This is a genomic window from Okeania sp. SIO2F5 (genome assembly GCF_010692685.1).
GTDB classification, from domain to species: Bacteria; Cyanobacteriota; Cyanobacteriia; order Cyanobacteriales; family Microcoleaceae; genus Okeania; species Okeania hirsuta.
Genome location: NZ_JAAHGU010000176.1, coordinates 1 through 13,040, shown reverse-complemented (window position 1 = coordinate 13,040; position 13,040 = coordinate 1). Strand labels below are relative to the sequence as shown.

The following is a 13,040-nucleotide window of genomic DNA, read 5'->3' as shown; positions in this document are numbered from 1 at the left end:
ATCTGCTTTTGGGCAGTCTTTGCTAGCCAACGAGTCGCACATACCACCATCGAGAGTAGCCCGCGTGTTGAGCAAAGAGGGTTTTCTGCTGATTATTAAGTTTGAGCTTTGTTCTAATGGATTTCATATATGGGTGAGTGCAACTTGTCTGCTAAGTATGCCTTTTGACGCATTATATCCTTATTCTCTGATTAAGTCAATGCTCCATTAATGGGATTCTTTGTACTGTATAGTTGCTTCCATCTTCTTCCACAGTAACTCGTTATTGGAAATCAACTTTTTGTTCTTTTGTAACTTGCTTCCAAGCTATCCATGTGCCCTGGTTGAAACTTTTGAAGAAACTTTTGAGAGTGGGAATAATGCCATTGGGACTTTTCTTCGGTTTATAGTTAACTTTACCATTTTCGATTACTTCGTCATAGGGTTCTCGGTGATAAAGAATAACAAGCGAGGATTTCAATTTGTTATGCTTCCAATAATTTACTGTAATATTTCAAACCATCCCAGATGCCTGCGGTACCCGGATAAGGACTGTGATAAACGTTGTCCATTGTTGCGATATGTTTTACCAGTTTCGGTTCTGCATTTCCTACTGCAACACTTTTGAGTCCGGTTTTGAATAAAGATAAGTCATTGAGAGAATCTCCTGCTGGAATTATATTGTCTGCATTTAATCCTAATAATTCAATGAATTTCATCAGTGTAGGTCCTTTAGAAACACCTTTAGGCATTACGTCTAAATAAACATCAGCAGATAGAATACAATCAAATCCAGCATCAAACACTTTTTGAACTGTGCTTTCTTGGAGTTTTTCTGGTTCGTAATAGTAAGAAACACGCCGTGGACCACTACATTCTTGAAGTTCTATTCCTGGTTCATTTGCCATCATTTCTTTAACACGATCACTGGCATTTCCCCAGATTTCTTCAACCCACCCTTGTATTGATTCTAAGGGTTCTAGAGTTTTACCGTGAACTATTGTTGTACCAACATCGCCAATAATATAGTCAGGATTAGGAAATTTTGAATCTTCACATAAGCTTTGCACAAATTCCACGTCTCGCCCAGTCACAAATACTAATAGTAGGCGATGGCGATGTTTTTGCAGATATTCATAAAATTCTGCTCGTTGTTCATCTGAACCTCCTAAGAAAGTTCCATCTAGGTCTGTTGCTAGTATCAAGGGATAGTCAGAACTCATTTTTTTGTTCTTAAAACAGTTTTTTTGACAACTACAAGGTACAGAAAATATTTGTCTATTTAATATTTATAGCAATCAGGAATCAGTTGTGAAAATTGAGATGTTCCTTAAAAGTATAGAATATAGCAATTATTATATTCATATGATACGTTTTCTTCTTCATTCTCTGTTCCCAGACCATGTGTTCCCTGTTCCCTAAAAGTTTCCAATATCTCACAACTCAAATCTTATGGCTATAACTGCTCTTGCTTTTATTCAGAAAAATAACATCTACTGAGTATGATTTTTTTGTTTTACAATACTCGATAACTTTGTCATTATTTGTAATATTTATCCAATATCTCTAAGTTAGGAAATCTTTTAGTTTATACCTCATTTCATAACCCTTAAAAGTTACAAAAAAATAATTATTTTGTCAAGTTTCACAGTAGATTTTGTCTCAAAAAAAATACCAAAAAAATTACTGTTTTTTGCACATAAATAGGGTTTGCTGATTAACCATAAAACCATTGAAAGGTAAAGGATTGAGCTTTCTTGGATTCCCACAAAGTGCGCTTGTTTTAGTCTAAAACCCTCAAAAAGTTAGCATAAAAGGCAAACTAAGGACAGAAAAATTGAGGGACAATTCTTACTCCTACCTCCTCGCTCATTCCCCATTTCTCCTAACTCGGCTTTTCCCCTCCTGGGAGGGGCGGGGGTGGGTTGACTCCTACTCCTACCACTCATATCTTTCCATACGCAAACCCTAAATATTTTTTCCTCTGCTTTCAAGCTGATACAGCGTGTTTCATATTAGTGAAGTACACCAGTCGCAGGCAAAATGCCCGCACTACAAAGACTTGATCATTAATATTTGTACCTTATATACCTGCAATCTGCTGTACCAAGTCAATCAAAATAAAAAATCATCTACGCGATCGCCCTAGTTCACAAGGATGGTACTCGTGCCGATAAAAAATCACTAACAATCAACTTCATCTAGACAAAGACAGATTTATCTATACAAAGACAGGCTGTACATCAAAATAAGCCATCAGATTTAGTTAAATCAGGACTTACGCAAATTGACTTTTAAACCACCATCTTTAGGGGGAAATAGTATTCTTTCTCGCTATATATAGACTCTCTGCGTAAGTCCTGTAAATATTGACCAGATCCACTAGAATTGAAAAAGAAAACATTCGATCAACTTTGGACAATTTTTATCTTAGGCCATCAGAAAAAATAACACAAATAGTACGATTTTAAGAGAAAATTATACTAGCAATCTCAAATATTATGATTTAAGGAGAGATAAATTAATGATATATAGCCGTAAATTAGCAAAAACTCTAGCCCCAATATTTATCTGCTTATTACTACTAACATCTGCTTGTGGCGGAGCCAAACAACCAAGCCGTTTCGACCAGGCCCAACAACAAAGCAAAACAGAACGTCCTTCCCAAGCCCAACAAGTATCTGGCGGTAGTCTAAACAAATACTTCCCATCATCAAGTGGCGACTATAAACTGAACTATGCTCAAGAGAAAAAAGGTTTTGCTCAAGCAAGTCTCAAAAAAGGTGGTCAAGAAGTAGCAGTCATGTCTATCAATGACATCTCCGCTTCCCCTGCTGCAGCCGACAAATTCCAAAATAGTAGCAAAAAAATAGGAGGATATCCAGCAGTTGAACAAGGTAAAACTACAACTGCGGTATTAGTAGATAATCGTTTCCAGGTAAAAGCTCAATCAAAAGACCCCTCATTTACCCCCAGCGATCGCGAAGCATGGCTACAAAAATTTAATCTAAGTGGTCTATCAAGTCTTAAATAAACAATTCTGCCCTCAAACTAAAACAACATAGTACAGCACGACGGAAATAACTGACCAGTTACAAAATCCTCAAAACTTTACCAATCAATACTTCTGACTTCTGACTTCTGACTTCCGCGTAGCGGCAATAGTCTTACTATGTTATAGCAGTGCGCGCTGGTATATTTACCAATTGCAGGAACTACCCAATAGCTAAAAGTCTCATAAGATTTCCTACGAAATGCTTGTGCAAATAGTTTTTGATTCCCCCTATTGGCTGTTACCTGTTGCCTGCGCAAAGCGCTATAACTTCCAAATTTTAACTTTTTAATTAACCAAAGGAGCAACATACAAATGAGCAAACCAATTTTTGAATTAGTAGATGAACTACCCGAGGATAATCTGACAATTAAATCCTTACGTGCCTTAGATTTTATTGTTCCTGGAGAATGGGATAACTTGGTAGGATTTGAAAATACCATCCGCACTGTCACAGGGGAAGACGACGAAGACCTAATTCAACAAATAGGCGATCGCGCCGTAATTCTGTTCAATGACAAAGCTCAAGGATATCAACGAGCTTTGTGGCTCTACCAAACTGTCAGTGGAGCAGGTCGTGCTGTAGGTGCAGCTACCCTAGCTAATATGGTTGGTAACAAAATTCCTCTAGTGGGAGGTTTGTTAACTAGCCTGACTCCTAAACCAGCAAAAGGCCAAACTATCGATCTGTCTCTGAAAGTTGTTGCTGAGTTATTAGGTTTTTGTTCCATCAATGGCATTCCTGGAGATAGTATTGGTGACTTTGTAGGCGCTTTGGGTGATTATAGTGGGGAATCTTTGATGCGGTTAGCAGCCTTAGTTTGTTTTGATGGTTTAATTCCTCTTGGGCCAGACTTTTTACAAGCAGTTTCAGAATGGATCGAACGACTATCCCCCTCAGACCTAGAAGAAAACGAAGGTTTCAGGGAAATGGAAGATGCTATTCCTGGGGATAATAAAGACAGTAAGTTAGGCTTTATTGGGGAAGCTTTTGGTTCGGTTTCTGGTTGGATGGGAGATTTTGTCAGCGATCGAGGCATTACTCCCCATAATGTGGCCAATAGTCTGCAAAGTTTTGTAGAATTTAGCGATGATAAATTGGATTATTTGGCTGCATTCTTAGATGTGAGTACCAATTATTATGAACATACAGGAGTTCAGACTCTGGCTCGTCGTTTAGTAGAACGAGCTTATGCAGAAATTTAATTAAGGAAGCACTTATGGCGGAAGAACAAGAAGCTAAAAAATCTGAAACTAAGCCTGCTGGAGGCAAGGTGAAAAAGGAAAAGCCCTCTGCTGTGGAAGATAAGCCTTTTGCGGAGTTTATACAGCAAGATTATTTGCCAGCTTTGCAAGAAGCTTTAACTCAACAAGGTATTGACGACCTGGACCTGAACCTAGTAAAACAGAAATTACCTATGGTTGGCCTCAGTTCATCTGAAGAATGTTGGCAAGTGATGGGTAAGTTTAAACAAGGCCAGCGTCAGTTCAATGTTTATTTTCCGAAAAAAGATATTAAAGGCCCTAGAGCTTTTTCTTGTGCAGACAATGGCGCAAAACCTGCTACTCTGGAACCTTTTTTAATTGACGAGCGTAAAATTACTCTAAATTTATTAGTGTTTGGGGTGATTCAACGTCTGAATGCTCAAAAGTGGCTAAGTTTAAATTAGTGCAAAAAGGCAGGAGGCAGAAGGCAGAAGGGAAGAAAGGTTATTGTACAAGCCTTTGAACCTTTTTTAACTGGTTAGTTATTTCCGCTATCCTGCACTAGAAAGTTAGGTCGTAGTGATTTTCAATGTAGTAGATACTATATCTGTCTGTGCTCTAACTAACTCACAGCCCCATCGATCTCGAATAATTGTGTAGAAGTCCACGTCTGTTTCTAGCAAGCAGGCGTGACCACTATTTGGCAGAACAACCATTTTAGCTTCAGGCAAATGCTTGACTAAAAACTTAGCTTGTGATATAGAAGGCAATAGTCTGTCGGCTGCACTAGCAATAACTAATACAGGTTTTTTTAACTTTTTTAGTTGATTCTTGTCTACCTGGAATGAACGCATTAACTCTAATCGCCAGATTGAAGTCTGTTGAGAAACTGACTGCATGGCCTCTAATAAGGCTTGACGTTCTGCCCTTTCTATTCGGCCAAGAGCTGCTAAAAATGGTAAAGTCCCTGTCACCGATAATCGATATAAATAGCTTGGTAAGTATTGAGTTAGATATGAGCCATATTTGACTAAAGGTTGTTGACTGAATGAGGAAGCTGAATTGACTAAAATCAGCTTGTTGAATAATTCAGGGGCAGTAAAAGCAACTTTTAGGGCTAGACATCCACCAAAAGACTCTCCACATAGGTAAACTGGTCTTTCCGGTATTGCCTGTCTTTCTATTTCAATTAACTCTACTGTCTTTTCCAATAAACGATCCCAGCTTGATAGATCGTTGGGTGGGATACTCAGACAGCGAATATCAAAAGCATTTGATAATCTAGACTGTTGCGATCGCAACAATTTACCTGTTCCATCCATAGCAGGCAAGAAAATCAATAGAGGTAATTCTGGTCTAGGTGTAGTTGGCCTTAAAAAACTAATTTGGCTAGTTGCCACTTGCATGATTGAATACAAATAAAAAGTAATTAATGATTGATAATTTAATGATTAACAGTTAATATCTCCGATCGATTTCTCATTTAGCTTCTATTCTAGAGATTAAATTTTTTTGTTTCTTAGAATCTACCTAAAATTATTACTTAAGATTTGCCTATTTTGACTTAACTAGCAATATAATAGTTTCGGTTTAGGAGAAAACAAAATTAAATTATTTAATTATTAAATTTATTGATGAATAAGAGCAATTTTTTATATGAGTTTCTAGAATAAAAATTGAGACATCAAGCAAAAGTTAAAGGTTTAATCCTTAAATACAACCTTCTATAAGTAAATTAGCAATTTCTTGGCTAACATAATCAGTCAAATTGTTGACTAACTGTTTAGCGTATTTTCCATGATATTGCTGACGGTGGGAAGGCTTAACCCAAAACGGGCGACCAAACATGATATTAGAACGCTGATAAACTATCGCTGGATGCCATCCAGGTTGATTAAATAAAGGTTCTGAAGGATCGAAAAAACTTAACAACTTTAAAGGTATTCTCGAAGAAATTAACTGCTCATCAGATGAAGCGATCGCCACTGGCAAAATTGCCAAATTTGCAACTGGCGAGCGCAAGGCCAAATGAGCAAATCCTCTTTGAAAATCACTAATCAAATTAGGTGGAGTACACCGAACTATAGGTGCAGCTCCTTCAGGGAAAACCCCCACCATTTCTTCAGCTTGTAATAACTTTGTTGCCTGTCGGAAAAAATCTTGTTGTCTACGACTCGAATTATCTAAAGGGAAACAACCTAAACCAGTAACCATTTCTCGCAGTAGAGGCACTTGGCCCATATAGTGATGACAAGCAAATTTAATTTGCCGATTAACGGCCACTGTCAGTAACAAAGGGTCCATAAAACTACGATGGTTACTTACAACAATTATGCCTCCTTCTGAAGGAATCCTGTCTGCATGATAAACAAAAGTTCTACTGCCAATAGCAGCTAAGAACAAACGAGAAATAAGCAGTAGATTATTTGCTTGGCCTCCCATCTTACCTCTGAATAATTAGGTATGTAAATTCTAAACTCTCATAAATATTTTCTCAGAATAGTAACGTTAGGATACCAAAAGTTAAAATTTCTTTGAGAAAGTCCAGAAAAACATAGTAACAGCATTACTGTTATGGTAGGGGATTTTGTTGGCTTTTACAGATCATCATTAATGATGTTGATTAGGTCAATAAACAACCAGTTAAACAAAGTATAAATCAAATAGGTCGATACTACTAGACTCGTTATGATTGTACCCAGAATCAGTTCAAATCAATAGTATTTTACTCTGATTTTCCATGAAAAACACATATAAAACTCAGGATACCTTTGCAATTACAACTCCCCTTTACTATGTTAATGATTTACCGCATATAGGCAGTGCTTATACCACTATTGCTGCTGATACGGTAGCTCGTTTTCAAAGGCTACAAGGTAAATTAGTGCTGATGATTACTGGCACAGACGAGCATGGCCAAAAAATTCAAAGGACAGCTCAGAGCAAAGGCAGGTCCCCCCAAGAACACTGTGATTTAGTGGTATCAGGATTTGAATCTCTCTGGCAACAACTAAATATTCAATATGACCGTTTTAGTCGTACTACTGCATCTAACCACGAGTTAATTGTCAAAGAATTTTTTCAAAGAGTTTGGGATCGAGGTGATATCTATTTAAGTCAGCAACAAGGATGGTATTGCGTAGCTTGTGAAGAATTTAAAGAAGAACGCGAACTTCTAGAAGATAAATATTGCCCCATTCATACTAACCAAAAAGTAGAATGGCGCGATGAGCAAAATTACTTTTTTCGTCTTTCTAAATATCAGGAAAATCTACAAGCTTTTTATCAAGAAAAGCCTAACTTTATTCAACCGGAAAGTCGTCGCAATGAGGTCTTAAATTTTGTTAACCAAGGATTGCAAGACTTTTCCATCTCTAGAGTTAATGTAGATTGGGGTTTTCAACTACCAGTCGATCCCAGCCATACTATCTATGTTTGGTTTGATGCTCTATTAGGTTATGTAACAGCACTCCTAGATCCTGATAGTGAACCTACCCTAGAGAATGCTTTATCAAAATGGTGGCCGATTAATTTACACCTAATTGGTAAAGATATACTACGTTTCCATGCTGTTTATTGGCCAGCAATGCTAATGTCAGCAGATTTACCAATCTCTCATCATGTTTTTGGACATGGATTTTTGACCAAAGATGGGAAGAAAATGGGTAAATCTTTGGGCAATACCTTAGATCCATTTGAATTACTAAAAAAGTATGGCTCTGACGCAGTTCGTTACTATTTTCTCAAAGAAATAGAATTTGGAGTTGATGGTGATTTTAGTGAAACCCGCTTTATTAATGTCCTAAACGCTGACTTAGCTAATGACTTGGGTAATCTGCTAAATCGTACTCTCAAAATGGCTCAGAAATACTTCAAAGGCCAAATTCCTGATATTCACGGTGAGGAAATAGAAATCACTCATCCACTTAAAGCAATAGGCATGAGTTTGGGCAAACAAGTTATTCAAGCTTATAGCGATCTAGCTTTTAGTCAAGTTTGTGAAGCGGTATTGGCCTTAATTAGAACTGGCAATAAATATATAGACGAAACTGCTCCTTGGAGTCTGTATAAGCAGGGTCAATTAGAGGCCCTAGCAGAAGTGTTATATTCTGTGTTGGAATCTGTTAGACTAGCGTCCTATCTTTTATCACCAATAATTCCCAATATTAGTAATGCTATCTATCAGCAACTAGGTTTCTCAAATGACTTTAACGATAAATCAGTAATTAATAGTTCAGAAATTTTTGTCAAACAAGCGAATTGGGGCGCTTTACCAAAAAATCAAATTCTTGGGCAACCTCAACCGATTTTTCAAAGAATAGAACTGGCAGAAACTGTTTCTTAAAAAGCTAATTGTAGTATCGTTTTTTTCAAATTACATTGTCTGTTTTTTGTGCTAAAAAATTATATCTGACTTAAGAATTCAATGTCTTTAATCAATAAAAAAACTGAGGTTAAAAATCATGTTGAATCATCAACAAATAGAAATTAATGAGATATTTACTCCCGAACAAATTCTAGAAAATCGTGGTAGAGTAGCAATTTTTATTGATGGGTCTAATCTATTTTATGCTGCTTTGCAATTAGGAATAGAAATTGATTACACTAAGCTTCTTTGTCGTCTTACTGGTGGTTCTCGCCTTCTACGTTCCTTTTTCTATACAGGAGTAGATCGTACTAATGAAAAACAGCAAGGATTTTTGCTGTGGATGCGTCGTAATGGTTATCGTGTCATTTCTAAAGATTTAGTACAACTACCGGATGGTTCTAAAAAAGCTAATCTTGATGTGGAAATAGCAGTTGATATGATGGCTTTAGTAGGTTCTTATGATACTGCTATATTGGTTAGTGGAGATGGAGATTTAGCTTATGCTGTAGATGCTGTGAGTTATAGGGGTGTTCGGGTCGAGGTAGTTAGTCTTAGGTCTATGACTAGCGATAGTTTAATTAATGTGTCTGACCGTTATGTAGATCTAGAAAACATTAAAGAAGACATCCAAAAAACTTCTAAGTCTCCTAGTTATACCTATCGTCCCCTATCAGTTATAGGTTTAATGGAAGAACATGATGAAAGATAATACTTGTTCTAATTTAATTTAGAAAAATGACTAAATTCTAGAACAATAATCAATTTCAAAGTGTTGTTAGTTTTTGTTGATGTTAGTAGATTAATAACTAGAGAATTATATACTCTACATTTAATCGGTAAGTTAAAGCAAAAATTGAATATTATTTGCTACAAGGAAAGTTAGAAAATTGGGAATTATCTAAGTAAAAGCTGGAAAATTTTCGTTCATAATTAAAAACTTTCCTTGAGTTTTTTTTACTGGTAGAATAGCAATTTTATAAATGTTTGTTACACTTTCTTGAGTAGGGGAGTAGGGGAGTGGGAAAGAAATAAACATAAGAATAATTAACAACAACTGATGTTCTAATTATCAAAAAAAGTCATTCCGCCTGTGTTAATTACTTACAGCGCAATTCATTTAAGTAAACTACAAAATTCTTTATTAAAAACTTTCCTTGAGTTTTTTTTACTGGTAGAATAGCAATTTTATAAATGTTTGTTACACTTTCTTGAGTAGGGGAGTAGGGGAGTGGGAAAGAAATAAACATAAGAATAATTAACAACAACTGATGTTCTAATTATCAAAAAAAGTCATTCCGCCTGTGTTAATTACTTACAGCGCAATTCATTTAAGTAAACTACAAAATTCTTTGAGGTTATGGAGTAGGCAGTAGGAGAATGCTTTGACCAAAAAATAAAGTCATTTCTCAAAAAGTTTTCTACATTTTATTGATCAGGGGAGTAGGGCAGGACTAATTCATTGTCACTAGAGAAAAATTGATAGGGATTGATAGGGAGATGGGGACTTACCCCTAACCCATCCCCCCCTCCTGGGATGGGGAGATTCTTATATTTGCACAATTAAATGTATTTCATAATAAATCAAGGTCATTTCATTCTAGATTTTGACAATGAATTTATTGATTTTCAGACAGCGAAAGATAAATTTCCTAAAGCTGTAAATAACGTGGCTTCGTCAATACATAAAATGGGACAGTTTAGAATGAAACAGCCCTGCATATAAATATTCTCTGATGACAATGAATTAGCCCTGCCTTTCAAGGGAATGAAAAAAATAAACTTTAGTATTTTAAGCCTCTGACTTCAGCGGTCAGTACTGATAACTGATAACTGAAATAACCACTGTAGTCTATCTATTTGAAAACCGCTATAATTCTCAGTCTATATATTCATTAACACTTTCCAGTACTATCTCTATTAACTACTATTCTTGTAGACTTTTTATGATCGAACAAAATAATTCTTTTTCTTATTTCCATAATTCATCAATACCTTTATTCATCTTAGTAACTTTACTTCTAGGAATAACTGCTTGTAATCAACAAAATAAAGTTCAAGAAAATATATCAGAACAACCTATTCCTACTCAGACACCAGAGAGTGATTTAACTTTAAATGATGTTACTTTAGAAGAAGCATCAGAAGAAGGTCAAATGTTGTGGCGAGTAAAATCTCAACGAGCTTCATATTTGCAAAATCAAGAATTAATAAGAGTTACAAAACCTGAAGGTGAATTATTTCAAGACGGAAAAGTAACCTATAAAATTACTGCTTTACAAGGAGAAGTATATCAAGATGGAAACAAAATTATACTGATAGATGAAATAGAAGTATATGATATTCAAAATAAAGTAGTTATTAGAGGACAACAACTCGAATGGTTGACAGAACCAGGAATTATTATTGTCACTAATAATATTACAGGTAGTAACGAACAAATACAAGCATCAGCTCAGAAAGCAAAAGTTATTAGTCAAGAAAAAAAAATAGAGTTTTATGGTCAAGTAGTAGCTATGGTCAAAGAACCTGTGCTTAAAATACAAACAGAACAACTATTTTGGGAAATAGAGCAAAAAAAATTGGTTACTAATCAACCTATAAAAATCGAACAACTTAAAGATAAAAATGTTATTGGCAGTGCTTATGGCGACGAATCAGAATATGATTTAGGCAATAAAATAGCTACTCTCAAGAAAAATGTGCAGCTACTCCAAACTGACCCAAAAATACAAATAAGTAGCGACTTAGTTACTTGGAATATGCCACAAAATTTGATTACTTCTCCAGGACCTATAACAGTATTAGAACAAGAAGAAAAAGTAGTTTTGAAAGCTAATCAAGGTCAAGGAAATTTTCAAAACAATACCTTCAATTTATCAGGAGATGTTATTGGTGTAGGACAAAACAATCAAGCTCAGTTAAATAGCGATCGCCTAACTTGGTACTTTGAAAATCAAACTTTTGAAGCAGAAGGTAACGTATTTTATCGTCAAGTTGACCCGCCATTTAATGTTAGAGGTCCTCGAGCAGTTGGACAACTAGAAAATGAAAAAGTTACCATTGAAGGTGGTAGTAGTAATGTAGTCACAGAAATTATTCCTCAATGAAGGCAGGAGGCAGGAGGCAGGAGGCAGGAGGCAGGAGGCAGAAGGAAGAAGGAAGAAGGAAGAAGTTAAGAAGGAAAAATCTTACGTTGTCTGAGTTTTCAGCTTTTGATATATCCGCGACCTTTCCTTCGACTTCTATATACACAGTTGATGTTTATCAAAATAATTAAGTCGCGCAACCTTATCTCAAAAATTTTCATAAAATATTCTGAAGTATATTATATTCGCAGTTGTGAGAACATATCCAAAACAAACACCCCATAGTGGCTATCACTGGGATGGTAGCGATCGCCGTTTCTTTGAAGGTTGGTATTACCGAGTCACTTTACCAGAAGAAAAACAAACCTTCGCCTTTATGTACTCTATAGAAGACCCTATAGGTGGCCAACCTTACAGCGGTGGTGGCGCTCAAATTCTCGGTCCGAATGATGAATATCTCTGTCGCACCTTCCCAGATGTCAACAAATTTTGGGCAGCACCAGAAGTCCTGGAATTAGGTCATTGGGGAAAAACAAATTTACCAGCTCCCATTGGTTATCTAGACCCACAAGTATTCGACGCTCAAATCAAAGAAGGATATCAAGCTACTGCCACTTGGCATCAAGGAATTCTCTCTGACCCTGGAAAAAATAATTACTGTCGTTGGCAATATCAAACAAAACCTATTTATGGCTGGGGAGACCCAGATGCACAACAACAATCAACTGCTGGTTGGCTATCATTTTTACCAATTTTTGAGCCTGGATGGCAAATATTAATGGCTCATGGTCTTGCCACTGGATGGATAGAATGGAATGGCAAAATCTATGAGTTTACCAATGCACCAGCATACAGTGAGAAAAATTGGGGCGGTGCTTTCCCCAAAAAGTGGTTTTGGTTCAACTGCAACAGTTTCTATGACGAATCAGATTTAGCTTTAACTGCTGGTGGTGGTAAGCGAGGGGTATTGTGGTGGATGGAAGAAGTGGCAATGGTGGGTATTCATTATCAAGGTAAGTTTTATGAGTTTGTACCGTGGAATTCGGAAGTACATTGGCAAATTCAGCCTTGGGGAGAATGGCAAATGCAAGCCAAAAATGACAAGTTTGAAGTAGAGTTGAATGGAACGACAAATTTTTCTGGTACACCTCTACGAGCACCATCTGAACAGGGATTAATATTTTTGTGCCGAGATACTATGCGCGGTCATTTAATTTTGAGGTTAAGAGAAAATCGGGGTAGTCATTCAAAGTTGATTCTGGAAGCAAGAAGTGATTTATGTGGTTTAGAAGTTGGTGGGGAGTCTTGGGAGAAAACTTGGATTAATTAGGGTTTGCTGAAAAAGTCT

Annotated in this window: 12 protein-coding genes and 1 pseudogene; 8 read left to right on the top strand and 5 right to left on the bottom strand. The window is 36.4% G+C overall.

Annotated features, from left to right (window positions below; all coding sequences use genetic code 11):
• Positions 1 to 22: 22 nt before the first annotated feature.
• From F6K27_RS29785 to F6K27_RS29775, 3 genes and pseudogenes are all read right to left on the bottom strand, one after another.
• The gene (locus F6K27_RS29785) at positions 23 to 127 is read right to left on the bottom strand and encodes a helix-turn-helix domain-containing protein (protein WP_287276625.1); all 105 of its coding nucleotides are present in this window, start codon (positions 125 to 127) and stop codon (positions 23 to 25) included.
• A gap of 138 nt (positions 128 to 265) precedes the next feature.
• A pseudogene (locus tag F6K27_RS29780) lies at positions 266 to 460 on the bottom strand (trehalose-6-phosphate synthase); the annotation flags it as partial.
• Positions 461 to 464: 4 nt separating this feature from the next.
• Entirely contained in the window at positions 465 to 1,202 is a 738-nt protein-coding gene (locus F6K27_RS29775; RefSeq protein WP_124145512.1) for an HAD-IIB family hydrolase, read from the bottom strand.
• A gap of 1,301 nt (positions 1,203 to 2,503) precedes the next feature.
• On the opposite strand from F6K27_RS29775, the gene F6K27_RS29770 reads away from it, so the two are divergent.
• The 3 genes from F6K27_RS29770 (at position 2,504) to F6K27_RS29760 (ending at position 4,701) form a co-directional block, all read left to right on the top strand.
• Positions 2,504 to 3,013 (top strand): hypothetical protein, encoded by a 510-nt coding sequence (locus F6K27_RS29770; RefSeq protein ID WP_287278886.1) that lies wholly within the window; start codon positions 2,504 to 2,506, stop codon positions 3,011 to 3,013.
• A 333-nt stretch (positions 3,014 to 3,346) separates the two neighbouring features.
• Positions 3,347 to 4,237 (top strand): hypothetical protein, encoded by an 891-nt coding sequence (locus F6K27_RS29765; protein ID WP_287278887.1) that lies wholly within the window; start codon positions 3,347 to 3,349, stop codon positions 4,235 to 4,237.
• A gap of 14 nt (positions 4,238 to 4,251) precedes the next feature.
• Positions 4,252 to 4,701 carry a DUF2996 domain-containing protein gene (locus F6K27_RS29760; RefSeq protein WP_287278888.1) on the top strand — a complete coding sequence of 150 codons (450 nt, stop codon included), beginning with the start codon at positions 4,252 to 4,254 and terminating at the stop codon, positions 4,699 to 4,701.
• 105 nt (positions 4,702 to 4,806) lie between these two features.
• Here the strand turns inward: F6K27_RS29760 and F6K27_RS29755 are convergent, their stop codons facing one another.
• Together F6K27_RS29755 and F6K27_RS29750 are read right to left on the bottom strand one after the other, a co-directional pair.
• Positions 4,807 to 5,643 (bottom strand): alpha/beta fold hydrolase, encoded by an 837-nt coding sequence (locus F6K27_RS29755; protein WP_287278889.1) that lies wholly within the window; start codon positions 5,641 to 5,643, stop codon positions 4,807 to 4,809.
• Positions 5,644 to 5,947: 304 nt separating this feature from the next.
• Positions 5,948 to 6,679: a 1-acyl-sn-glycerol-3-phosphate acyltransferase gene (locus tag F6K27_RS29750; protein ID WP_124145517.1), complete on the bottom strand. Its 732-nt coding sequence runs from the start codon at positions 6,677 to 6,679 to the stop codon at positions 5,948 to 5,950.
• A 298-nt stretch (positions 6,680 to 6,977) separates the two neighbouring features.
• On the opposite strand from F6K27_RS29750, the gene metG reads away from it, so the two are divergent.
• From metG to F6K27_RS29725, 5 genes are all read left to right on the top strand, one after another.
• Positions 6,978 to 8,582, top strand: coding sequence for a methionine--tRNA ligase (gene metG, locus F6K27_RS29745; protein ID WP_287278890.1), 1,605 nt, complete (start codon positions 6,978 to 6,980; stop codon positions 8,580 to 8,582).
• 118 nt (positions 8,583 to 8,700) lie between these two features.
• Positions 8,701 to 9,315: an NYN domain-containing protein gene (locus tag F6K27_RS29740; RefSeq protein WP_124145519.1), complete on the top strand. Its 615-nt coding sequence runs from the start codon at positions 8,701 to 8,703 to the stop codon at positions 9,313 to 9,315.
• Between the two features lie 1,234 nt (positions 9,316 to 10,549).
• The gene (lptC, locus tag F6K27_RS29735) at positions 10,550 to 11,713 is read left to right on the top strand and encodes an LPS export ABC transporter periplasmic protein LptC (protein ID WP_287278891.1); all 1,164 of its coding nucleotides are present in this window, start codon (positions 10,550 to 10,552) and stop codon (positions 11,711 to 11,713) included.
• On the top strand, positions 11,710 to 11,883 hold the full coding sequence (locus F6K27_RS29730) for a hypothetical protein (protein WP_287278892.1): 174 nt from the start codon (positions 11,710 to 11,712) through the stop codon (positions 11,881 to 11,883). The genes lptC and F6K27_RS29730 overlap by 4 nt, the downstream gene beginning before the upstream one ends.
• A gap of 62 nt (positions 11,884 to 11,945) precedes the next feature.
• Positions 11,946 to 13,022 (top strand): tocopherol cyclase family protein, encoded by a 1,077-nt coding sequence (locus tag F6K27_RS29725; RefSeq protein ID WP_287278893.1) that lies wholly within the window; start codon positions 11,946 to 11,948, stop codon positions 13,020 to 13,022.
• Positions 13,023 to 13,040 lie beyond the last annotated feature (18 nt).

Excerpts from the sequence above, each read along its gene's own strand:
- F6K27_RS29785 (WP_287276625.1), bottom strand. The coding sequence starts at position 127 with ATGAAATCCATTAGAACAAAGCTCAAACTTAATAATCAGCAGAAAACC.
- F6K27_RS29775 (WP_124145512.1), bottom strand. The coding sequence starts at position 1,202 with ATGAGTTCTGACTATCCCTTGATACTAGCAACAGACCTAGATGGAACT.
- F6K27_RS29770 (WP_287278886.1), top strand. The coding sequence starts at position 2,504 with ATGATATATAGCCGTAAATTAGCAAAAACTCTAGCCCCAATATTTATC.
- F6K27_RS29765 (WP_287278887.1), top strand. The coding sequence starts at position 3,347 with ATGAGCAAACCAATTTTTGAATTAGTAGATGAACTACCCGAGGATAAT.
- F6K27_RS29760 (WP_287278888.1), top strand. The coding sequence starts at position 4,252 with ATGGCGGAAGAACAAGAAGCTAAAAAATCTGAAACTAAGCCTGCTGGA.
- F6K27_RS29755 (WP_287278889.1), bottom strand. The coding sequence starts at position 5,643 with ATGCAAGTGGCAACTAGCCAAATTAGTTTTTTAAGGCCAACTACACCT.
- F6K27_RS29750 (WP_124145517.1), bottom strand. The coding sequence starts at position 6,679 with ATGGGAGGCCAAGCAAATAATCTACTGCTTATTTCTCGTTTGTTCTTA.
- metG (WP_287278890.1), top strand. The coding sequence starts at position 6,978 with ATGAAAAACACATATAAAACTCAGGATACCTTTGCAATTACAACTCCC.
- F6K27_RS29740 (WP_124145519.1), top strand. The coding sequence starts at position 8,701 with ATGTTGAATCATCAACAAATAGAAATTAATGAGATATTTACTCCCGAA.
- lptC (WP_287278891.1), top strand. The coding sequence starts at position 10,550 with ATGATCGAACAAAATAATTCTTTTTCTTATTTCCATAATTCATCAATA.
- F6K27_RS29730 (WP_287278892.1), top strand. The coding sequence starts at position 11,710 with ATGAAGGCAGGAGGCAGGAGGCAGGAGGCAGGAGGCAGGAGGCAGAAG.